This window comes from Streptococcus sp. Marseille-Q5112, assembly GCF_916700555.1.
Taxonomy (GTDB): Bacteria; Bacillota; Bacilli; order Lactobacillales; family Streptococcaceae; genus Streptococcus; species Streptococcus symci.
Genome location: NZ_CAKAKP010000002.1, coordinates 176,746 through 200,460, shown reverse-complemented (window position 1 = coordinate 200,460; position 23,715 = coordinate 176,746). Strand labels below are relative to the sequence as shown.

Sequence of the window (23,715 nt, the reverse complement as noted above, 5' to 3'; positions counted from 1 at the left end):
CGTGTTTGTGTATTCAGAAGGAGGTCGTTTTTTAAAATAAAGTAAGCGCTTACTTTGTATCAAGAAAAAGAAATGAGGATTTTAATGAACAAAAGACTTTTTGATAAACGTTGTCATTATAGCATTCGTAAATTTGCAATAGGTGCGGCATCTGTAATGATTGGGGCTAGTATATTTGGAATTTCAGCTGTACAAGCTGAGGAGGTGGCTTCATCCAATACTCAAACAGGAGAAACAACTGTTCATCAACCTCAGCCTTTAGATAAGCTTCCTGATGATGTGGCAGCTGCTATCGCAAAGGCTGATGAGAATGGTGGGCGTGAGTTTGTAAAACCCAAAGCTGAGTCGACAGAAGATAAAGTGACTAAGGATACAGAAACTACTAGACCTGCTAACGATGGTAGTCATGAATTGGCTAGTCCTAAAGTGGAAACTCCAAATAAAGTAGAAGAAGGAACCAAGGCTGAGGACAAACAGAAATCTGAAGAGGCAAATCCAAAGCCTGTTGAATCTGCATCAACATCTGGAACAGAACTGAAAGAGGATTCTAAAAAAACTTCTGAAAAGGACCAAGTGAAAGCAGACACAGAGATCAAACCTTCTTCTGAAAAATCGCAAGCACTATCTGGAGAGTCAAACAAAGCTGAAGTTGAAAAGGAAAAACAACTATTATCGGATCGAAAACAAGATTTTAATAAAGATTGGTATTTTAAACTAAATGCCCAAGGAGATTTTTCAAAAAAAGATGTGGATGTTCATGATTGGTCTAAATTGAATCTTCCACATGATTGGAGCATTTATTTTGATTTTGACCATAAGTCTCCCGCGCGTAATGAAGGTGGCCAGTTAAATGGTGGAACAGCTTGGTATCGTAAGACTTTCACATTAAATGAAGCTGACAAGAATAAGGATGTTCGTATCAATTTTGATGGGGTTTACATGGATTCAAAGGTCTATGTAAATGGTAAATTTGTAGGACATTATCCAAGTGGCTATAATCATTTTTCATATGATATCACAGAATTTTTAAACAAGGATGGTAGTGAAAATTCAATTACTGTTCAAGTGACCAATAAGCAACCAAGTAGTCGTTGGTATTCAGGAAGTGGGATTTATCGTGATGTAACTCTTAGTTATCGTGATAAAGTCCATGTTGCCGAAAATGGTAATCATATCACTACTCCAAAACTTGCTGAGCAAAAAGAAGGAAATGTTGAAACACAGGTTCAAAGTAAGATTAAAAATACGGATAAGAAGGCTGCTAAAGTCTTTGTGGAACAACAAATTTTCACTAAGGAAGGCAAGGTTGTCTCAGAATTAGTCCGCTCTGAAACGAAGAATTTAGCAGAAAATGAAGTTGCAGATTTCAGACAAACAATCCTAGTTAATAAACCAACTCTTTGGACGACAAAAAGTTATCATCCTCAACTGTATGTTTTGAAAACAAAGGTTTATAAAGAAGGTCAACTAGTTGATGTAACAGAAGATACATTTGGTTACCGCTATTTTAATTGGACTGCTAAGGATGGTTTCTCTCTGAATGGTGAACGCATGAAATTCCACGGAGTAAGTATTCACCATGACAATGGAGCTTTGGGTGCAGAAGAAAATTATAAGGCTACCTATCGTAAATTAAAACTCCTGAAAGATATGGGGGTTAACTCTATTCGAACAACCCACAATCCAGCTAGTCCTCAGTTGCTTGATGCTGCAGCAAGTTTAGGTCTTTTGGTTCAAGAGGAAGCTTTTGATACCTGGTATGGTGGTAAGAAAACATACGACTATGGACGGTTCTTTGATCAAGATGCAACACACCCAGAGGCTAAAAAGGGTGAGAAGTGGTCTGATTTTGATCTTAGAACAATGGTAGAACGCGATAAGAACAATCCGTCTATTGTTATGTGGTCTCTTGGAAATGAGGTGGAAGAGGCGAATGGTAGTCCTCGTTCTATCGAAACTGCTAAGCGTCTGAAGGCTATTATCAAGGCGATTGATACTGAACGTTATGTCACCATGGGTGAAAATAAATTTAGTCGTGCAGCGACAGGTGATTTCTTGAAACTCGCAGAAATCATGGATGCTGTCGGTATGAACTATGGTGAACGTTTTTATGATGCGGTTCGTAGAGCGCATCCAGACTGGCTCATTTATGGTTCTGAAACCTCTTCAGCTACTAGAACGCGTGATTCTTATTACAATCCTGCTCAAATCCTTGGACACGATAACCGTCCAAATCGTCACTATGAACAATCTGATTATGGTAACGACCGTGTTGGGTGGGGAAGAACAGCTACTGAGTCATGGACTTTTGACCGTGATCGCGCTGGCTATGCCGGACAATTTATCTGGACTGGGTTTGATTATATTGGTGAACCAACTCCATGGCATAACCAAGATAATACACCTGTAAAAAGCTCTTACTTTGGTATCATCGATACGGCTGGTTTACCAAAAAATGATTTCTACCTTTATCGCAGTGAGTGGTATAGTGCTAAAGAAAAGCCAACTGTACGCATTTTACCACATTGGAACTGGACTGAAGAGACACTTAAGGATCGCAAGATGCTAGTCGATGGAAAGGTTCCAGTTCGTACCTTCTCAAATGCTGCAAGTGTCGAATTGTTCTTAAATGGACAGTCGCTTGGTAAAAAGGAATATACGAAGAAAAGGACAGAAGATGGACGTCCTTATCATGAAGGGGCTAAACCAAGTGAATTGTATCTTGAGTGGCTTGTGAAATACCAACCCGGCACACTGACTGCGATTGCTCGAGATGAAAATGGCAAAGAAATTGCGCGTGATAGTGTGACAACTGCAGGGGAACCAGCAAGAGTTCGTCTGACTAAAGAAGAGCATGTTATCACTGCAGATGGGAAAGACCTATCCTACATCCATTACGAAATTGTTGATGGCGATGGGAATGTGGTTCCGACAGCGAATAATCTTGTTCATTTCAATCTTCATGGTCAAGGACAAATTGTTGGGGTCGATAATGGAGAACAAGCTAGCCGTGAGCGTTACAAAGCTCAAGCAGATGGAACATGGCAAAGACGTGCTTTCAATGGTAAAGGAGTTGTCATTGTAAAATCAACAGAAAAAGAAGGTAAATTTACTCTTTATGCAGATTCTGCTGGTTTAACTTCTGATAGCGCAACGGTCGCAACTGTGTCTGGTAAGAAAGAAAACCGTCACTTTGTAGCCTTTGCTCCTGTAAAAGCAACAACTGACGTGACAACAAATCCTGAATTGCCTCAAACAGTAACAGCTATTTATAGCGACGGTAGTGTTGAGGAAAAGACTGTAACATGGGACGTGCCATCTGACTTGCTTACAAGTGCAGGTGAGAAAAAAGTATCTGGACGTGTAGAAGGTTTGGAAACCAAAGCTGAGGCACTTGTAAAAGTGATTGCCTTAGATAGATGGTTACCAAAAGTTGCTACAGTACCAGTTGGTACAACTGCAGCAGATTTGGATAAAACAGTCACAGCTGTTCTGACAGATGGTAGTTTAATTGATACAGTCGTTGTTTCTTGGACCTTGAAAGATCCTGCTGCTTTGACCAAGGAAGGGGGACGTACGGAAGCTACTGGTAAATTAGTAGATGATGGCCATGAAGTTACGGCAACCTTTATCGCAAGCAGTAAGGAAACAACAAGTAGCATTACAGGACTTACTGTTGGGGATAAAGCTCTTGAGAACTTCGAGTCTGGCAAGACTTATTACCGTGTATCCCTTCCTTACACTGGAACAATTCCAAGTGTTGGGGCTCAGACTACTGGTTATCAAGTAACTGTTCAACAAGCTTCTGCTGATAATGGTTATCAGGCCTCGGTCTTCTTGAGTGATCAAAAGGGTGACTTGGTTCAAACTTACCTAATTCAGTTTGTTAAGGAAGCTCCTGCCTTGAAACGTTTGGAAGTAGTTGTGGAAGGAAAAGAAACTGCTACTGAAGATCAGGTTTTAACTTATCGTGTCATTGGTAGTTATGAGGATGGTTCTCAAACAGAATTTTCAGCTTCAGATATTCACCTAGAAGCTAAATCATCTGATGGTGGGCATCTTGAGGTGAATGGACAAAACCTCCTTCTTTATAGCAAAGGACGCGTGACATTGACACCACGCATCGATAATCAGACAGAGAGCACGAAATCTATAACTACTGAAGTGGTGATTAAAGAAAATAAAGTCAGCAAGAAGATTGTGAAACTTCATCCTGTATCTATTTCTACAGATATTAATCAGCAACCGAATCTACCTAAAGAAGTTGGGGCAGAATTTGATAAGGGCTTGCCACGCAAAGTATCTGTAACTTGGGACAAGGTAGATAAAAAAGAATTGGGTCGCTATCATAGCTTTACCCTTAAAGGACATGTAGAAGGAACAGACATTGAAGCTCAAGCAACGGTGACAGTTGAAGGCTTACAAGTTGCAGAGGAAGTCAGCCTCACAGTACCTAAGGGTGAGACAGTTCAATTGCCAGCTAATGTTCGTGCTTACCATTCTAACGGAACAACTATCTACAAAGATGTGGTTTGGGAACAGGTTCCAGAAAACTTTAGTCAAACTGAAGGAGTCTATGAAATCAATGGTCGTTTAGTGGGTAGCAATCTGACCACTAAAGCTCATGTTCGAGTATCTAGTCAAGTTGTTGCTGGAAATAATATCTCTAAACAATGGACAGGTTCGCAATTGCCAGCTGCCATTGTGTCCAATACAGGAGGAGATGATTCAGCTAATACCTTGAACGACCTGACTGTGTCAAGAACGCCAACAGATGCTAAAAATAGATGGACTACTTGGAGAACAAATACTGATAATGATTGGGCTTCTATCTTGTTTGGTAATTCAGGAGACTTGACGAAACGTTTTGTCAACAATTTATCAGTTGATTTCTATACTGATGGAGCAATTGGTCTTCCAAAAGAATATGTAGTTGAATATTATGTAGGTAAAGAAATTCCAGATTTACCAAGTGATGTCAGCAATGCTCAGCGTGATACTAATCATCCATTTAATAATCCAGACAATTGGAAAGCAGTTGAAAACTTACATGCTCCAAGTCAGCTGTCTGCAACTCAAACAAATCACTTCACATTTGACAAGGTAGAAACCTATGCTGTTCGTGTTCGTATGAAGAAGGCTGATGGAACATCAGGTGTTGGTCTGACAGAGCTAACTGTCCTTGGAAATAAGGTCTTAAGCTCTACAAGTTCAGAGATTTCTATCAAGGTAGATGGCAAGGATCTTGAACACTTTAATCCATCTAAGACTGATTACTATATTCCTCAATCTAGCAAAGAAATCACTGCAACCGCTAGCAATAATGGTTTGGTTACTCTTGTTCCAGCAACAAGTCCAAAAAGTGCGACACGTCTTATTTTGAAGGCTGAAGATGGCACTATTTTAAAAGAATATCGGATCTACCGTAATGATGAAAAAGATACAAGTCTACCTTTAGCAGCTGAAAATGGTGCAACTACTTTGAAGCTCGGAGATACCCTTCAACTTCCATCAGAAGTCACTGTTTATTATCCAACTTCAAATACTTGGACTACAGATAAACTTGCAGTGAAATGGGATGCTATTCCTGAACATGCGACAGAGCATGAGGGAAGATTCCAAGTAACTGGTCATGTCATCGGTACAAATCTAACAACTACCATGCAAGTAACAGTTGTAGCTAAAGGAAATCAAGTCATATCAGAAAATCCAAGCAACAATGAAACGGATTCTAAAGCCTTTGCTTCGACAACGAATGATACACAAGCAGCTTCACATGATCGAATTTTCTATATCAATGATGGAAAATTTAATGAGGATGGACGTTGGACAAACTGGTCTCGTACACCAAAAAATCAAGAAACTTCTGTGGGAATATTGTTTAAGAAGAACGGTAACATTACCTCACAAGCTATTGGAAAAGTTGCCATGCAGTTCTTTAAAGATAGTGGAACAGATGCCCCAGAGAAAATGGTTCTAGAAAGATATATTGGCCCTGCCTTTACAGAACCAAGTACGATTTCTCGTTATGAAGAAAATGCTGACCATCCATTCAACAAGGCAGAAAATTGGGTTCCAATTCCTTACAAAGCTTCTGGAGAATTAGTAGCTGGGAAACCAATTGAGTTTAACTTTGAACCGGTTCAAGCGCCAGCTATTCGTGCTCGAATGACTCGTAAGTCTACTACTAACGGTCTAGCAGTAGTCGAATTTACAGCCTACTCTGCAGGCAAGGGAGCAGAAGTCGAAACACCATCAGCGACTATTTCAATCGATGGAAAATCATTGGAAAACTTTGATCCAAATGTGACAGAGTACACCCTAACAACAATGGGAACTAAACCAAAAGTCACTGCGACAACTAGTGGACATGGAGTAGTCACAATAGTGGATCATGGAAATACAAATCTTCCAACACTCGTTCGTCTTATTTCCAAAGATGGAAATCTGGTGAAAGAATATCGTTTACACTTTAAGTCTACCTTCCAAACAACACCGACAGAGGGCGTTAAGAACTTAGTTGCAGAAGTACCAAGTTTGGAAATTGAAAAGACTTCACTTCCGTTTAAAGAAATTATTCGTGACACCCCTGAGCTTGCTCAAGGTCAACGTCGTATAGTTTCTGAAGGACAAGCTGGAGAAAAAGTTGACTATATTCAAGTTTGGGGAACTACTAGAACTCTTGTTCATTCTGAAGAAAGAAAGGCTCAGGATCGTATTATTGAGGTAGGAGTAAAACCATCTATTTCAAATAGTAAGGGTGAGGAACCTGCGCCAGTAAACGAAGTTCCAGAGTTCAAAGGCGGTGCTAACTTTGTAGAAGCGGCAGTAAACGAAGTTCCAGAATTCAAAGGTGGTGCTAACTTTGTAGAAGCAGCAGTAAAAGAAGTTCCAGAATACACAGGAATTCTAGCCACAGTAGGAGATCAAGTAGTACCAAGTGTTGAGAAACCTGAATTTAAGGGTGGTGTTAATGCTGTAATGGCTCTAGAACATAAACTTCCAGAGTACCGTGGTATTCTAGCTACAGTAGGTAATCAACCAGCTCCGACAGTAGAAAAACCAGAATTTAAGCTAAGTTCGTTAGAAAAATCTCAGACTCCAGAAGCACCAGTTCAAGTTGCCAAGGAAGACAAGAGATTGCCAGAGACTGGTGAAAAACAGTCAGAAACAGCTATTTTCTTGGCAGGTGTTACCTTGGCCTTATCAGCAGCTTTATTAACTGTAAAACGCAAAGAAGACTAGTCTATGCGCCTAATACCATTCTATTTGTATAGATTGGTAGAAGATAAAAAATGAATCGATAAATGAGTCGAATAGATGGAGAGGACCAATTAGGCCTCTCCGTCTTTACTAGTGAAAATGGAATCGTTTACTTTCATGTTGGGTCGAAAGGAGAGTAGAGGGGCTTTGTCCCCTCTTTTTCTATATGAACGAAGAGATTTATATTTAAGATGCAAGGTAGATAGACTTTATAGTATAATGAATAGAGAGGAAAAAACGATGAAAGTGATTGATCAAGCCTTACTAGAAAAAGTCATTATTGAACGTTCTCGTACAAGTCATAAAGGAGACTATGGTCGTCTGCTTTTGTTAGGTGGGACCTATCCTTATGGTGGAGCTATCATCATGGCTGCCTTGGTAGCTGTAAAAAGTGGCGCAGGATTGGTGACCGTTGGAACGGATAGGGAAAATATTCCAGCTCTGCACAGCCATTTACCTGAGGCTATGGCCTTTGCTCTTCAAGACCAGCAACTGTTAAAAGAGCAATTGGCGAGGGCAGAAGTTGTCTTATTGGGACCTGGTTTACGAGACGATATTTTTGGAGAAGAACTAGTCAAACAGGTTTTTGCTAGCTTAAGACAGAATCAGATTTTGCTTGTAGACGGAGGTGCTCTGACAATTCTTGCTAGGATAAGTTTGTCATTTCCTTCGAGTCAGCTTATCCTAACTCCCCACCAAAAGGAATGGGAAAAGCTGTCTGGAATTACGATTGAAAAGCAAAATGAAGATACAACGGCTAGTGCCCTAACTTCCTTCCCTCAAGGAACAATTTTGGTAGAGAAAGGTCCAGCTACTCGTATTTGGCAAGCTAGCCAATCTGATTATTACCAGTTACAGGTTGGCGGTCCCTATCAGGCGACTGGTGGTATGGGAGATACACTAGCTGGAATGATTGCAGGATTTGCAGGCCAATTTCGACAGGCCAGTCTCTACGAACGTGTGGCAGTAGCAACCCATCTTCATTCAGCAATAGCACAAGAACTATCTCAAGAACATTATGTGGTCTTGCCGACGGAAATCAGCTCTTATCTGCCCAAAATAATGAAAAAAATATCTCAAAAAGGCACCTGATCGTTTCAGGCGCCTTTGTATTTTTTAGAAAAATCCTTTAATCTTTCCAACGAGGCCATCTAGACCTTCAGAACCAGAAATCAACTGCTGAGCTTGAGAGAAGTATTCTCCAAGCTGTTCTTGATTTTCTGCAACAAATGTTTTTGCAGCTTCGAAATCTTTTGTTTCGATTAGCTCTTTTACTTGATTAAACAAATCTAATGGGTTCATCTTATGTCTCCTTTTCTGTATAATACTATTCAAACATTTTATAAAAATTTTTTCAAGCAAAGAGATTTTTCTATCGAAGTTGAGGGGTGTCAAACAGGGCTTTTTTTGATATAATTTTTAATGATGAATTCGAGAAATGATCGGTATGTGGTTGTTGATTTAGAGGCCACTAGCACCGGAAGCAAGGCAAAAATTATTCAAGTGGGTATTGTGGTGATTGAAAATGGCGAAATCGTCGATCAGTATGGGACTGACGTCAATCCCCATGAGCCCTTGGATTCTCATATAAAAGAATTGACAGGGTTGACTGATCAACGGTTGGCAGTTGCTCCAGAGTTTTCACAGGTAGCTGGAAGGATTTTTGAACTGGTCAAGGATGGTGTTTTTGTCGCGCACAATGTACAGTTTGATGCAAATCTTCTGGCAGAGTACCTATTCTTTGAAGGTTATGAATTGAGAACTCCACGAGTAGATACCGTTGAGTTAGCACAGGTTTTGTACCCTCAGTTTGAAAAGTACAATCTCGGCATTCTCTGTCAAGAGTTAGGGATTAAGTTAGACCACGCCCACACCGCTCTCTCTGATGCACAAGCAACAGCAGAGCTTTTGCTTTTTATGCGTCAAAAACTTTTTCAGTTACCAAAAGGACTTTTAGAAACGTTGTTAAATCTTGCGGATAACCTCCTTTATGAAACTTATTTAGTGATTGAAGAAGTATATCAGCGACAGTCCCTCCTTTCTTCTCACGATTTGATGGAGTTCCATGGACTCTTTCTAAGAAAGAAAAGTCAGTCTTTAAAACCACGTAAGCTATCTAAGGATTTTACTAAAAATATTTCCTTATTAGGCTTGGATGAACGTCCTCAGCAAGTTGAATTTGCAGAAAAAGTTGAGCAGTTATTAAAGGAACAGAAAACCGCATTTATTCAAGCCCAAACGGGTCTTGGAAAGACTTATGGTTATCTACTACCAGCTTTGAGCATGGAAAGTGAAGGGGGTATCCTTGTTAGTGTTCCTACCAAAATCCTTCAAAATCAAATTATGCAAGAAGAAGGAAGGCGATTAAAAGATACTTTTCATATTGATATTCATAGTCTTAAGGGTCCCCAGAATTATTTGAAACTCGATAATTTTTATAAAGTACTTCATAGGCCAGAGTCTAACCGCCTATTCACACGCTTTAAAATGCAAATCTTGATCTGGTTAACAGAGACAGAAACAGGTGACTTAGATGAAATCGGGCAGCTGTATCGTTATCAACATTTTCTAGCTGAACTTGTACATGATGGAAAACTTTCAAAAAAAAGTTTATTTATTTCTGAGGACTTCTGGCAACGCAGTCAAGATAGGGCTAAATCGAGTCGCCTTTTGTTAACCAATCACGCTTATCTGGTAACACGTTTAGAGGATGATCCAGAGTTTGTCAACAATCGCTTGATAATCATAGATGAAGCTCAAAAAATGCTGATTGCCCTTGAAAACCTCGTCCAAGAGTCTTATCTCCTCGAAGCTTTAGTGACACAAGTTGAAAAGTCCTTGGAAACAGAAAAAGATCTTATTCAGAGACGGTTGCTTGAGAGTATCGGGTTTGAATGTCGCTATTTGATAGATCAGTTTTACTCAGGACTTAAGAATGACAAGTGGTTGGATTCTCTTGAAAACTTACGCCAGCATTTTTCTGAGTTAAATCTTCCTGAGTATAGAGATATGACGCGCTTTTTTACATCGGACCGTGAATTTTGGCTGGCAACTGCTGAGAAGTCTAGTAAGGATGTGTTAATTTGTTCAAGTAAAAAAGGTCGCTTTCTACTAGCAGATTTATTGCCAGAAGATTGCAGAGTGCTTGGCGTATCTGCCACTCTTGAAATCAGTAATAGAGTTTCTTTAGCGGATTTATTAGGATTTACGGAAGCCCCACTTATTACAGTTGAATCTTTACAACAGAAGCAACAAGAAGTTTTATTAGTAAATGATTTTCCGTTAGTAACTGAACATTCTCCTTTAGATTATGCAGAAGAGGTTACATCAGTTATCCATTCCTTACAGGTGTTTCAAGAGCCTTTGCTTGTTTTATTTACGTCTAAAGAATTACTGTTAGCAGTGTCAGATTTACTAGACCATCCTCATTTGGCCCAATATAAAAATGGGGAACCCAGTCAGCTGAAGAAACGTTTTGAAAAAGGAGAGCGACAAATATTACTTGGAACAGGAAGTTTCTGGGAGGGGGTTGATTTTTCTACCCATCCTTGCGTTATTCAAGTAATTCCTCGATTGCCTTTCCAAAATCCCCAAGAACCTTTAACACGAAAATTAAATCATGAATTGCGTCAGGAAGGGAAGAATCCTTTCTATGATTATCAGCTGCCAATGGCCATTATTCGTCTCAAACAGGCTTTGGGTAGAACAATTAGAAAAGAGGAACAAGCTTCCATTGCTGTGATACTGGATAGTCGAGTTGTTCATAAACGATATGGTAAACAGATTAGACAAGCTCTAGCTAAGGAAAGAACTATCAGAGAGGTGAATAGAAACCAGATTACCTCTACTGTTATTGATTTCCTCCAAAACAACAAAAATAAAAAATCTAAGAAAGAGAAAAGGTGAATATATGAAACGTTCTTTCGACTCTAGAGTCGATTATAGTTTGCTCCTGCCAGTATTTTTCCTACTGGTTATCGGTGTGGTGGCTATTTATATTGCCGTTAGTCATGATTATCCAAATAATATTTTGCCCATTTTAGGGCAGCAGGTCGCTTGGATTGCCTTGGGACTTGTAATTGGTTTTGTGGTCATGCTCTTCAATACAGAATTTCTTTGGAAGGTGACACCCTTTCTATATATTTTAGGCTTGGGACTTATGGTCTTACCTATCGTCTTTTATAATCCAAGTTTAGTTGCATCAACGGGTGCCAAAAACTGGGTATCGGTAAATGGTGTTACCTTGTTCCAGCCGTCAGAATTTATGAAGATATCCTATATCCTCATGTTGGCCCGTGTGATTGTCCAGTTTACCAAAAAACATAAGGAGTGGAGACGCACAATTCCGCTGGACTTTTTGTTAATTTTTTGGATGATTCTCTTTACCATTCCAGTCCTAGTTCTTTTGGCACTTCAAAGTGACTTAGGGACGGCTTTGGTTTTTGTAGCCATTTTCTCAGGAATCGTTTTATTATCGGGGGTTTCTTGGAAAATTATTATCCCAGTATTTGTGACTGCTGTAACTGGAATTGCTGGTTTCTTAGCTATTTTTATCAGCAAGGACGGTCGGGCTTTTCTCCATCAACTGGGAATGCCGACCTATCAAATCAACCGTATTTTGGCTTGGCTTAATCCTTTTGATTTTGCTCAAACAACGACCTATCAGCAGGCTCAAGGGCAGATTGCGATTGGTAGTGGAGGCTTGTTTGGTCAAGGATTTAATGCTTCTAATCTGCTTATTCCAGTTAGAGAGTCGGATATGATTTTCACGGTCATTGCAGAAGATTTTGGCTTTATTGGCTCTGTTCTTGTTATCGCCCTTTATCTCATGCTGATTTACCGTATGTTGAAGATTACTCTTAAATCAAATAATCAGTTCTACACCTATATTTCCACAGGTTTGATTATGATGTTACTCTTCCATATCTTTGAGAATATCGGTGCCGTGACAGGTTTGCTTCCTTTGACTGGGATTCCCTTGCCTTTTATTTCGCAAGGAGGATCGGCTATTATCAGTAATTTAATCGGTGTTGGCTTGCTTTTATCGATGAGTTACCAGACTAATCTAGCTGAAGAAAAGAGCGGAAAAGTTCCATTCAAACGGAAAAAGGTTGTATTAAAACAAATCAAATAAGGAGAAAATCATGGTAAAAGTAGCAGTTATGTTGGCTCAGGGCTTTGAAGAAATTGAAGCTTTGACAGTTGTGGATGTTTTGCGTCGTGCAAATATTACTTGTGATATGGTTGGTTTTGAAGAGCAAGTGACGGGTTCGCATGCAATCCAAGTAAGTGCAGACCGTGTTTTTGATGGTGATTTATCAGACTATGACATGATTGTCCTTCCTGGAGGGATGCCTGGTTCTGCACATTTGCGTGACAATCAGGCCTTGATTCAAGAATTGCAAAATTTCGAGCAAGAAGGGAAGAAACTGGCAGCCATTTGTGCGGCACCAATTGCCCTCAATCAAGCAGGAGTATTGAAAAACAAGAAGTTTACTTGCTATGACGGTGTTCAAGAGCAAATCCTTGATGGGCAATACGTCAAGGAAACAGTAGTGGTAGATGGTCATTTGACAACCAGTCGAGGCCCTTCAACAGTCCTTGCCTTTGCTTACGAGCTGGTAGAGCAATTAGGAGGAGATGCAGAGAGTTTACGAACAGGAATGCTCTATCGAGATGTCTTTGGTAAAAATCAGTAAAACGGATTCGTAATCTCTATAGTTTGATAAATACTAAAATATTGATCACTCTCTATAGAGTTGTATTTTTTGAGAAGATGATTCGTCATCTTCTTTTTTATTTCAGTGTTTTTACTTGCGTAAAAAAATTTTTTCTAGTATAATAGTTTATTGTGAGCGAACCTCACTTACCCCTTGCAAAGTCTTGGGGTCATTAGACCAAAAGGAGGAACATATCAATGGCTAAATACGAAATTCTTTATATCATTCGTCCAAACATTGAAGAAGAAGCTAAAAACGCTTTGGTAGCACGTTTTGACTCTATTTTGACTGACAACGGTGCAACTGTTGTTGAATCAAAATCTTGGGAAAAACGTCGTCTTGCATACGAAATCAAAGATTTCCGTGAAGGACTTTACCACATCGTTAACGTTGAAGCAAACGACGATGCAGCTCTTAAAGAGTTTGACCGTCTTTCAAAAATCAACGCTGACATTCTTCGTCACATGATCGTCAAAACTGACGCGTAAGAAGGTAAACTATGATTAACAATGTTGTACTTGTAGGGCGTATGACACGTGACGCTGAGTTGCGTTATACCCCATCAAATGTAGCAGTTGCGACTTTTACTCTTGCAGTAAACCGTACATTTAAGAGTCAAAATGGCGAGCGTGAGGCTGATTTTATCAATGTCGTTATGTGGCGCCAACAGGCTGAAAACCTTGCTAACTGGGCTAAAAAAGGCTCACTTATCGGGGTGACAGGTCGTATCCAGACTCGTAGTTACGATAACCAGCAAGGACAACGTGTCTACGTGACAGAGGTCGTGGCTGAGAATTTCCAAATGTTGGAAAGCCGTAGTGTGCGTGAGGGTCATACAGGTGGAGCTTACTCTGCACCAACTGCAAACTATTCAGCGCCTACAAATTCAGTACCAGACTTTTCACGTGATGAAAATCCATTTGGAGCAACAAATCCTTTGGATATTTCAGATGATGATTTACCATTCTAATGGACAACTAAAATTATAAAGGAGAAAACACATGGCTCAACAACGTCGTGGCGGATTCAAACGCCGTAAAAAAGTTGATTACATCGCAGCAAACAAAATTGAATATGTTGATTACAAAGATACTGAGCTTCTTAGCCGTTTCGTTTCAGAACGTGGGAAAATCCTTCCTCGTCGCGTAACAGGAACTTCAGCTAAAAACCAACGTAAAGTAACAACAGCTATCAAACGCGCTCGCGTAATGGCTTTGATGCCTTTCGTAAACGAAGATTAAAAAAGAGGTCCGGGTGGACCTCTTTTTCAGACCCGTTTGGGTCTTTTTTTCACGAGCCTTAAAATAAGAGAGCGAGTTGGGCCTGGGTGGACCTCTTTTTCATGAGCTTGAAAACAAGAAAGCGAATTAAGACCCGTTTGGGTCTTTGTTCACGAGATAGTTTTTTCTGACTTTGGCGTGCTATAATGGTAATAGAAAGAGTAAAGGTGGGTAAGTCAAAGATGAATTGTACGATTAGAAATATGATTAAGTCTGATATTGAATCCTTATCTCATGGATTTATGAATCAAGGTTGGCCTGGTAGAGAGGAAATTTTGGCTAGATATTTTCTGGAACAGGAAAGTGGGGATAGAGAAGTCTTAGTTGCAGAGTTTGATGGTGCTGTAGCGGGCTACGTTACCATTTTGCCCTCTGCTAAACATGGTCCTTTTGCAGAAGTCTATCCAGAATTATCAGATTTTAATGTGTTTGAGCCTTTTCGAAATCAAGGAATTGGGAATCAACTGCTAGAAGAAGCAGAAAAACGAGTCAAGTTTGTTTCGAGTAAGGTCACTCTTGGTGTAGGTTTGCACTTAGGCTATGGCCCTGCCCAGAGATTGTATATCAGACGGGGCTACATTCCAGATGGGACAGGTGTCTGGTATCGAAATCAACCCTTGAAAATGAATGCTACTATTCAAAATAATGATGATTTAGTTCTGTACTTATCCAAGAAGTTCGAATAAGAGATAGCGAATTTCTTTGAAAATAGGGGATTTAGCTACTTTATGGTATAATGGAAAGAGTTAGATTGAAAGAGGTAGTGAGATGGATGCCAAATTAAGATATAAGGTAAAGAAGATCAAGGTTGTCTTTTTTGATATTGATGATACATTGCGGAATTCAAAGACAGGTTTTATTCCAGCTTCAATCCCAACTGTTTTTAAGCAATTACGTGAGAAAGGAATTTTGACAGGTATTGCTTCTGGACGGGGGATTTTTGGTGTCGTGCCAGAGATTCGTGAACTCAAACCTGATTTTTTTGTGACCTTGAATGGGGCCTATATTGAAGATAAAAAAGGTCAGGTCATTTATCAACATCAGATTGAGAAGTCAGATGTTGAGGAGTATATCTCTTGGGCTAAGCAAGAAGGAATTGAGTATGGCTTGGTTGGGAGTCATGATGCCAAGTTATCGACTCGCACAGATATGATTAGTGAAGCTATCAATCCAATTTACCCTGATTTGGATGTAGATCCTAATTTCCATGAAAAAGAAGATATCTATCAGATGTGGACTTTTGAAGATAAAGGAGATGACTTGCACTTACCTGACAGTCTCTCAGACAAACTTCGTATGGTTCGTTGGCATCAACATTCGTCTGATATTGTGCCGATTTCAGGCTCCAAAGCGACAGGTGTGGAAAAGGTTGTGGAATACCTTGGCTTGAAACCAGAGAACGTTATGGTCTTTGGAGATGGGCTGAATGACTTGGAACTCTTTGATTATGCTGGAATCAGCGTTGCAATGGGAATTTCTCATGATAACATCAAAGAAAAAGCAGATTATATTACAAAAACACTAGAAGAAGATGGCATTTTTGATGCCTTAGAAGGATTTGGTATGGTAGAAAAAGAATTGCATTTCCCACAAGTAGACATTGAAACAGTAGAAGGTCCTATCGCGACTATTAAGACTAATCATGGAGACTTGCGTATTAAGCTTTTCCCTGAACATGCTCCTAAAACAGTAGCTAACTTTGTAGCTCTTTCAAAAGATGGCTACTATGATGGTGTCATTTTCCACCGTATTATCAAGGATTTTATGATTCAAGGTGGAGACCCAACTGGTACTGGTATGGGTGGCGAGTCAATCTACGGCGAATCATTTGAGGATGAATTCTCAGAAGAACTTTACAATATCCGTGGTGCCCTTTCCATGGCTAATGCTGGTCCAAATACCAACGGCAGCCAGTTCTTTATCGTGCAAAATCAACATTTGCCTTATTCTAAGAAAGAAATTGCTCGTGGAGGTTGGCCAGAACCGATTGCGGAAATCTATGCGGAACAAGGTGGAACACCTCATCTGGATCGTCGTCACACGGTTTTTGGTCAGCTAGCTGATGAAGCTTCTTATGCTGTCTTGGATGCCATTGCTGCTGTTGAGACAGGAGCTATGGACAAGCCAGTTGAAGATGTTGTGATTGAAACAATTGAAATCGAGGACTAAGATGAAAATCGGTGATAAGCTAAAGGGTCGTATTACAGGGATTCAGCCCTACGGTGCCTTTGTTGAGCTAGAAACGGGTGATACGGGGCTGATTCACATTTCAGAGATTCGGACAGGTTTTATTGAAAATATCCAGGAAGCCTTGAAAGTCGATGAAGAGGTTCAGGTTCAAGTAGTGGATTTAGATGAATTTACAGGGAAAGCCAGCCTTTCTATCCGCACTTTGGAGGAAGAAAAGCACCAGTTTCCGAGACGGAGACGTTTTTCAAGCGACCGTTTTAACTACGGCTTTGCGCCTCTTAAACGAATGATGCCAATTTGGACCAAGGAGGCCCTTCAACATTTGAAGAATCAGAAGCACTAGTTAGAAATTTCTATCTTTTGTAATGTTAATATAAATTTGTTATAATAGGACCATGGAAGAAGAACAATTATTAAAATCAGGAGAGCGCATTAACCAGCTCTTTTCGACAGATATTAAAATCATTCAAAATAGAGAGGTTTTTAGCTATTCGGTGGATAGTATTCTCTTGTCACGTTTTCCACGTTTTCCTAAGAAGGGCTTGATTGTGGATTTCTGTGCTGGGAATGGAGCAGTGGGGCTATTTGCTAGCACTCGGACTCAGGCACAGATTTTGGCTGTTGAGATTCAGGAGCGTTTGGCGGATATGGCTGAACGCTCTGTCCGTTTGAATGGTTTAGAAAAGCAAATGGAGGTCATCTGTGATGATTTGAAAAATATGCCTGCTTACATCCAGGGAAGTAAGGTGGATATGATTTTGTGTAATCCACCCTATTTCAAGGTGGATCCTCATTCCAATCTGAACGAGAGTGAACATTATCTCTTGGCGCGCCATGAAATCACGACCAATTTGCAGGAAATCTGTCGTAGTGCCCAGAGTATTCTTAAATCGAATGGACGCTTGGCCATGGTTCATCGTCCTGATCGGCTTTTAGATATCTTGGACAGCTTACAACGGCATAATCTAGCCCCTAAGCGCCTGCAGTTTGTTTATCCAAAAAGAGAAAAGGAAGCCAATATGCTCTTGATTGAGGCTATCAAGGATGGCTCGACAAGTGGCTTTAAGGTTTTGCCACCTCTCATTGTCCACAATGATGATGGCTCTTATACGCCGGAACTCGAAGAGATTTATTATGGATCATAAGGCTTATATGTACGTGCTGGAGTGTCGTGATGGATCTTACTATACAGGCTATACGACTGATGTGAGAAGACGCCTCGCTGTCCACAATAGTGGGAAGGGAGCCAAATATACACGAGCACGATTGCCAGTCAAACTCATCTATGCTCAAGGTTTTGCCAGTAAGGAAGAAGCCATGTCGGCAGAAGCCCTTCTCAAGCGTAAGAAGAGGCCACAGAAGGAAAGATTTTTATCTGAAAATCAAGATAGAAATTTACTCAGTTATTTTGAAGAATCGTGAGGAGTCCTTTGACTCCTCTTACTTTTGTCAAAAAGCGAAAAAAATGCTACAATAAAGAGAATAAACAAAATGAGGTATTATCATGTCTAAGATTCTAGTATTTGGTCACCAAAATCCAGACTCAGATGCCATCGGGTCATCTGTAGCCTTTGCCTACCTTGCAAAAGAAGCTTACGGTTTGGATACGGAAGCTGTTGCACTTGGAACTCCAAATGAAGAAACAGCCTTTGTCTTGAACTATTTTGGTGTAGAAGCACCGCGTGTTATCACTTCTGCCAAAGCAGAAGGTGCAGAGCAAGTTATCCTAACTGACCACAATGAATTCCAACAATCTGTATCAGATATCGCTGAAGTAGAAGTTTATGGTGTTGTAGACCACCACCGTGTGGCTAACTTTGAAACTGCAAGCCCACTCTACATGCGTTTGGAGCCAGTTGGGTCAGCGTCTTCAATCGTTTACCGTATGTTCAAAGAACATGGTGTAGCTGTACCTAAAGAGATTGCTGGTTTGATGCTTTCAGGTTTGATTTCAGATACCCTTCTTTTGAAATCACCAACAACACACCCAACAGATAAGGTTATTGCTCCTGAATTGGCTGAATTGGCTGGTGTGAACTTGGAAGAATATGGTCTTGCAATGTTGAAGGCAGGTACTAACTTGGCCAGCAAATCTGCTGACGAATTGATTGACATCGATGCTAAAACTTTTGAATTGAACGGAAACAATGTTCGTGTTGCCCAAGTAAACACAGTTGACATCGCTGAAGTTTTGGAACGTCAAGCAGAAATCGAAGCTGCAATGCAAGCTGCCAACACAGCAAACGGCTACTCTGACTTTGTCTTGATGATTACAGATATCGTCAACTCAAACTCAGAAATCCTAGCACTTGGTGCTAACATGGACAAGGTTGAAGCAGCTTTCAACTTCAAACTTGAAGACAACCATGCTTTCCTTGCTGGTGCCGTTTCACGTAAGAAACAAGTGGTACCTCAATTGACTGAAAGCTTTAATGCTTAAGATTTTGGTTATCAATTCAAATTAGGAAAGGCTAGTTTGCCTTATATCGAAAGGAGTTTCGGCTCCTTTTTTTCTAGGAGTGAAGCATGTTAGAAAATGGCGATTTGATTTTTGTGAGAGATGAGTCGGACATGGGACAGGCCATCCAGACTTCAACAGGTAACTATAGCCATGTTGCCATTTATTTGGATGGAATGATTTACCATGCTAGTGGAGAATTTGGTGTGGTCTGTCAGGAACCGGCAGATTTCTTTGAATCCAATCATTTGTACGATATTTATATCTACCCAGAAATGGATATCCAATCTGTGAAGGAAAGAGCTTGTAGACATCTGGGAGCTCCTTATAATGCTTCTTTCTATCCAGATGGAACTGGTTTCTACTGTTCCCAGTATATGGCAGAAATCCTACCGATTTTTGAAACCATTCCCATGAAATTTGGGGATGGGGAGCAGGAGATTAGTGACTTTTGGAGAGAGTATTACAGAGAACTAGGCTTGCCTGTTCCTCTGAACCAAGCTGGGACCAATCCCAGTCAGTTGGCAGCATCGCCTCTGTTAGAATGTAAAGAAAGGAATCTTCATGATTCAGATTTTTAATCCATCTCGTTTGACGAGACAGCCATTTTTTGGAGAATTGATTCGCTATCTGGACCAGCATGATGATGTTATTTTGAGAGAAATTAAGGCTCAATTTCCAGATGTGGCAGTTGATAAACTCATGGAAGAGTATATAAAGGCAGGCTTGATTCGTCGGGAAAATAAGCGCTATTACCTTAATCTTCCAATGCTGGAGTCACTTGATAGTCTTGAACTGGATCAAGAGATTTTTGTCAGCGAATATAGTCTGGCCTATCAAGCCTTGTTAGAGCAGAGTTTTGAGACGGAATTACGAAATCAAACCAATGCAGCTATTTTAGTTGAAAAGACGGACTTTGCGAGATCAAAAATGACCCTGTCCAATTATTTCTACAAGGTCAAACATCAGTATCCTTTGACAGAAAAACAGCAGGAACTCTATGACATTTTGGGAGATGTCAATCCTGAGTATGCTCTCAAATATATGACGACTTTTTTGCTAAAATTTCTCAAAAAAGATCAACTGATGCAGAAACGTCGTGATATCTTTGTGGACAGTTTAGTTGTCCTAGGTTATATTGTCCACAAGGAAGATGGAAAGTATGAGTTGGCCGTCGATTTTGATAAGGAAAGATTAACTTTCTACTTGGACTGATTTCTGGTTTCTGAGCACATTGTTTGACTTTCCTTAGTATTCGGTATAAACTATATATAACCGGTAACACATATCGGAATAAAACTAAAGGAGACAATCATATGTCACTTGAAAACAAATTGGAACAAGCAACAGGCGCTATCAAAGAAGGATTTGGTAAAGTTACTGGAGATGGTAAGACTGAAGCAGAAGGCGCTGTAGAAAAGACAGTTGCTAAGGCAAAAGAAGTAGTTGAAGATGCTAAAGATGCTGTAGAAGGTGCCGTTGAAGGTTTGAAAAACGCTTTTAAATAAAAATAGAAAAAATCAAGGGTTTCATTTCCCTTGATTTTTTTACTATCTTATAAATAATTTTCTGCGACGGCTGCATCTCCTGGATAGGCTTCTTTCTTACCTTGGACGATTTGGTAGCAATCGGCTCCCTTACCAGCAATAATAACTGCATCTAATTCGTGATTTGTGATAGCCATCGCTGCCTTGATGGCTTCTTGGCGATCCGCAATTTTTTCAACAGGATGATTGATGTAGCTACTAATTTCATCTGCAATGGCCATTGGGTCTTCATAGTTAGGGTCATCAGCAGTCAGAAAAACTTGAATCTCAGGGTGTTGATTAAGGAGGAGGCCAAAGTCCTTACGACGGCTTTCTCCCTTGTTTCCTGTCGAACCGAGAACCAGAGCAATCTTTCCAGTTTGATGAGTTTCTACAACCTTGATTAGTTTTTTGAGACTATCACCATTGTGGGCATAGTCGATGAAAACCTTGGCTCCGTTTTTCTGAGTGAGGACTTCCATACGACCCGGAACACGGGTTGCAGCGATTCCTTTTTTGATGTCTTCAAGACTAGCTCCGAGACGGAGACAAGCAAGTCCAGCAGCAACGGCATTTTCTTGGTTGAAGTGTCCAATTAGTTGGATATCATAATCTCCAGCGAGTTTACCCGTAGCTGAAAAACTAAAGGCTTTGGAATTCTCAATTTGGTTTTCAGACTGGCTACCATAAAAATCATGGTCTTGATATTCAACTTGTTCTTTCAAGACAGAAAAGTGGTCCATGTCACTGTTAATGATGACTGCTCGGCTATTTTCCATCAAGAGACGTTTGTGGTAGAAGTAGTCTTCAAAGCTAGGGTGTTCAATCGGGCCGATATGGTCGGGGCTGATATTGAGGAAAACTCCCACATCAAAGGTTAGACCATAGACACGTTTGACCAGATAGGCCTGACTGGATACCTCCATGATGAGGTGAGTACGGTCATTTTGCACGGCTTGATTCATCATGTCAAAGAGGTCAATACTCTCAGGGGTTGTTAATGTAGACTTAAAGAAAGTCTTGCCATCTAGAGTTGTGTTCATGGTCGAGAGCATAGCAGGTCGATGCCCTTGAGATAAAATGTTATAGGCGAAGTAGGCTGCTGTTGTCTTACCCTTAGTACCAGTAAAGGCAAGGAGTTTGAGTTTTTTCTGTGGATTACCATAAAATTCCATAGCTACCAAACTCATGGCTTTCTTGATATCACTGACGATAATAGCAGGAATACCAACTTCATAGTCTTTTTCAGCCACATACCAAGCGAGGCCTTGAGAGATGGCAGAAATCAGAAATTCCTTCTTAAAGGCAGCACCTTTAACGAAAAAGAGGCTCTTTTCTTTAGCCTTGCGACTGTCATAGCAGATGGTGTCAAATATGACATGGCTGTAGTTGTAGTGATAATGTCCTTGGTCGATAATCTCACGGAAAAGATCATCTTTCTTTAAAATATCTAATACGGTTTCAATCTTAATCATACTTTCTATTGTAAACCGAAAGTCGTAAATTTACAAGTGACAAGGAAAAGTTTATAATGGAAGATGAGGAATTTTTCCTAGTGATTAAAATAAAATGAGGAATCTATGTCTAACGAAAACAATCACCAGCAGGCCCAGATGTTACGGGGGACTGCTTGGCTAACGGCTAGTAACTTTATCAGTCGTCTACTCGGTGCCATTTATATTATCCCTTGGTATATCTGGATGGGGTCTTATGCGGCTACAGCAAATGGTCTCTTTACCATGGGATACAATATCTATGCATGGTTCTTGCTGATTTCAACAGCAGGTATTCCAGTTGCGGTGGCCAAGCAAGTTGCCAAGTACAATACCATGCGAGAAGAAGAGCATAGCTTTGCCCTGATTCGGAGCTTTTTAGGCTTTATGACTGGATTAGGTCTTGTTTTTGCACTAGTCTTGTATATCTTTGCTCCTTGGCTAGCAGATTTGTCGGGTGTAGGGAAAGACCTGATCCCAATCATGCAGAGCTTGGCTTGGGCAGTCTTGATTTTCCCATCTATGAGTGTCATCCGAGGTTTCTTCCAAGGGATGAATAACCTGAAACCTTATGCCATGAGCCAAATTGCTGAGCAGGTCATTCGTGTTATCTGGATGCTCTTAGCTACCTTTATGATTATGAAAATGGGCTCAGGAGATTATCTAGTAGCGGTTACCCAATCCACCTTTGCTGCCTTTGTCGGCATGGTAGCTAGTTTTGCAGTTTTGATCTATTTCCTTGCCAAAGAAGGATTACTTAAAAGAGTCCTTGAAACAGGAGATAAGATTAATAGTAAGCGTCTTTTGATCGATACCATTAAGGAAGCCATTCCTTTTATTTTGACAGGGTCTGCTATCCAGCTTTTCCAGATTTTAGATCAGATGACCTTTATCAATAGTATGAGCTGGTTTACCAACTATAGTAATGAAGACTTGGTTGTCATGTTTTCTTATTTCTCAGCCAATCCTAATAAAATCACTATGATTTTGATTTCCTTAGGAGTTTCGATTGGTGGTGTAGGCTTGCCACTTTTGACCGAAAACTATGTGAAAGGTGATTTGAGGTCTGCCTCTAAATTGATTCAAGATAATCTAACTATGCTTCTATTGTTTCTTTTTCCTGCAACTGTGGGAGTGGTCATGGTCGGTGAACCTATTTATACCATATTTTACGGGAAGCCAGATGGTTTGGCATTAGGTTTGTTTATCTTTGCAGTCTTACAGTCAACCATTTTGGGTGTATATATGGTTTTGTCGCCAATGCTTCAGGCTATGTTCCATAACCGTAAAGCAATCCGTTACTTTTTCTATGGTTCGGTTGCTAAGCTAGTCTTGCAATTACCAACAATTTATCTTTTTCACAGTTATGGTCCTTTGATTTCAACATCAATCGCTCTTATCATCCCTATTATATTCATTTATCGTGAACTATGTAGGGTAACAGGAATGAGAGGTAATGTGGTATTTAGGAGAACGATTTTAATCAGTTTGTTGACTTTTGTTATGTTCATCGGTGTAGGCGCTATTCAGTGGGTACTGGGATTTGTCTTCCAACCAAGTGGACGTTTGTGGAGTTTTCTATATGTAACTCTTATCGGTGCCATGGGTGGAGGAGTTTATGGAATTATGAGCCTCCGTACCCGTTTATTGGATAAGGTGATTGGAAAAGCCCAAGCAGATCGCTTACGAATCAAATTAAAGTTAACTTAAAAAATATTTATAAATAAAAGGGATAATTTGAACATTTCTATCATGAAATGCTTGAATTATTCTCTTTTTATTAAT

At 40.1% G+C, this 23,715-nt stretch carries 20 protein-coding genes; 18 read left to right on the top strand and 2 right to left on the bottom strand.

Annotation, left to right across the window (positions count from 1 at the left end; translation table 11 throughout):
• Positions 1–84 precede the first annotated feature (84 nt).
• Together LG372_RS02920 and LG372_RS02915 are read left to right on the top strand one after the other, a co-directional pair.
• Positions 85–7,245: an SIALI-17 repeat-containing surface protein gene (locus tag LG372_RS02920; RefSeq protein WP_225742080.1), complete on the top strand. Its 7,161-nt coding sequence runs from the start codon at positions 85–87 to the stop codon at positions 7,243–7,245.
• 258 nt (positions 7,246–7,503) lie between these two features.
• Positions 7,504–8,355, top strand: a complete 852-nt coding sequence (locus LG372_RS02915; RefSeq protein ID WP_070479417.1) for an NAD(P)H-hydrate dehydratase — start codon at positions 7,504–7,506, stop codon at positions 8,353–8,355.
• 24 nt (positions 8,356–8,379) lie between these two features.
• Here the strand turns inward: LG372_RS02915 and LG372_RS02910 are convergent, their stop codons facing one another.
• Entirely contained in the window at positions 8,380–8,565 is a 186-nt protein-coding gene (locus LG372_RS02910) for a hypothetical protein (RefSeq protein ID WP_001068558.1), read from the bottom strand.
• A gap of 123 nt (positions 8,566–8,688) precedes the next feature.
• Between LG372_RS02910 and LG372_RS02905 the strand changes: the two genes are divergently transcribed.
• From LG372_RS02905 to LG372_RS02835, 15 genes are all read left to right on the top strand, one after another.
• Positions 8,689–11,169, top strand: coding sequence for a bifunctional DnaQ family exonuclease/ATP-dependent helicase (locus tag LG372_RS02905; RefSeq protein ID WP_318783342.1), 2,481 nt, complete (start codon positions 8,689–8,691; stop codon positions 11,167–11,169).
• Between the two features lie 4 nt (positions 11,170–11,173).
• Positions 11,174–12,397: an FtsW/RodA/SpoVE family cell cycle protein gene (locus tag LG372_RS02900; RefSeq protein WP_070482110.1), complete on the top strand. Its 1,224-nt coding sequence runs from the start codon at positions 11,174–11,176 to the stop codon at positions 12,395–12,397.
• A 10-nt stretch (positions 12,398–12,407) separates the two neighbouring features.
• Positions 12,408–12,962, top strand: a complete 555-nt coding sequence (locus tag LG372_RS02895) for a DJ-1 family glyoxalase III (protein ID WP_225742078.1) — start codon at positions 12,408–12,410, stop codon at positions 12,960–12,962.
• 218 nt (positions 12,963–13,180) lie between these two features.
• Positions 13,181–13,471 (top strand): 30S ribosomal protein S6, encoded by a 291-nt coding sequence (gene rpsF / locus LG372_RS02890; protein WP_001151778.1) that lies wholly within the window; start codon positions 13,181–13,183, stop codon positions 13,469–13,471.
• Positions 13,472–13,482: 11 nt separating this feature from the next.
• Positions 13,483–13,953, top strand: a complete 471-nt coding sequence (ssbA, locus tag LG372_RS02885; RefSeq protein WP_000609606.1) for a single-stranded DNA-binding protein SsbA — start codon at positions 13,483–13,485, stop codon at positions 13,951–13,953.
• A gap of 31 nt (positions 13,954–13,984) precedes the next feature.
• The gene (gene rpsR, locus LG372_RS02880) at positions 13,985–14,224 is read left to right on the top strand and encodes a 30S ribosomal protein S18 (RefSeq protein WP_000068664.1); all 240 of its coding nucleotides are present in this window, start codon (positions 13,985–13,987) and stop codon (positions 14,222–14,224) included.
• Positions 14,225–14,445: 221 nt separating this feature from the next.
• Positions 14,446–14,949 (top strand): GNAT family N-acetyltransferase, encoded by a 504-nt coding sequence (locus LG372_RS02875; RefSeq protein WP_225742077.1) that lies wholly within the window; start codon positions 14,446–14,448, stop codon positions 14,947–14,949.
• 82 nt (positions 14,950–15,031) lie between these two features.
• Positions 15,032–16,432 (top strand): bifunctional Cof-type HAD-IIB family hydrolase/peptidylprolyl isomerase, encoded by a 1,401-nt coding sequence (locus LG372_RS02870; RefSeq protein ID WP_225742076.1) that lies wholly within the window; start codon positions 15,032–15,034, stop codon positions 16,430–16,432.
• 1 nt (position 16,433) lies between these two features.
• A complete protein-coding gene (locus tag LG372_RS02865; RefSeq protein WP_000689605.1) occupies positions 16,434–16,796 on the top strand; it encodes a S1 RNA-binding domain-containing protein in 363 nt (120 codons plus the stop codon).
• 52 nt (positions 16,797–16,848) lie between these two features.
• Complete coding sequence (locus tag LG372_RS02860) at positions 16,849–17,598, top strand: tRNA1(Val) (adenine(37)-N6)-methyltransferase (protein ID WP_225742075.1); 750 nt, start codon at positions 16,849–16,851, stop codon at positions 17,596–17,598.
• The gene (locus tag LG372_RS02855; protein WP_033689123.1) at positions 17,588–17,875 is read left to right on the top strand and encodes a GIY-YIG nuclease family protein; all 288 of its coding nucleotides are present in this window, start codon (positions 17,588–17,590) and stop codon (positions 17,873–17,875) included. Before LG372_RS02860 ends, LG372_RS02855 begins: the two co-directional genes overlap by 11 nt.
• An 82-nt stretch (positions 17,876–17,957) precedes the next feature.
• Positions 17,958–18,893: a manganese-dependent inorganic pyrophosphatase gene (locus LG372_RS02850; RefSeq protein ID WP_225742074.1), complete on the top strand. Its 936-nt coding sequence runs from the start codon at positions 17,958–17,960 to the stop codon at positions 18,891–18,893.
• 86 nt (positions 18,894–18,979) lie between these two features.
• Positions 18,980–19,492: a YiiX/YebB-like N1pC/P60 family cysteine hydrolase gene (locus LG372_RS02845; RefSeq protein WP_225742073.1), complete on the top strand. Its 513-nt coding sequence runs from the start codon at positions 18,980–18,982 to the stop codon at positions 19,490–19,492.
• Positions 19,476–20,126 (top strand): DUF1803 domain-containing protein, encoded by a 651-nt coding sequence (locus tag LG372_RS02840; RefSeq protein ID WP_115904144.1) that lies wholly within the window; start codon positions 19,476–19,478, stop codon positions 20,124–20,126. The genes LG372_RS02845 and LG372_RS02840 overlap by 17 nt, the downstream gene beginning before the upstream one ends.
• 101 nt (positions 20,127–20,227) lie before the next feature.
• Positions 20,228–20,419, top strand: coding sequence for a CsbD family protein (locus LG372_RS02835; protein ID WP_049488510.1), 192 nt, complete (start codon positions 20,228–20,230; stop codon positions 20,417–20,419).
• 47 nt (positions 20,420–20,466) lie between these two features.
• Here LG372_RS02835 and LG372_RS02830 read toward each other — a convergent pair whose 3' ends face one another.
• Positions 20,467–21,912 carry a UDP-N-acetylmuramoyl-L-alanyl-D-glutamate--L-lysine ligase gene (locus LG372_RS02830; protein WP_225742072.1) on the bottom strand — a complete coding sequence of 482 codons (1,446 nt, stop codon included), beginning with the start codon at positions 21,910–21,912 and terminating at the stop codon, positions 20,467–20,469.
• A gap of 105 nt (positions 21,913–22,017) precedes the next feature.
• Here LG372_RS02830 and LG372_RS02825 point away from each other — a divergent pair, with 105 nt between their 5' ends.
• A complete protein-coding gene (locus LG372_RS02825; protein ID WP_225742071.1) occupies positions 22,018–23,640 on the top strand; it encodes a polysaccharide biosynthesis protein in 1,623 nt (540 codons plus the stop codon).
• Positions 23,641–23,715 lie beyond the last annotated feature (75 nt).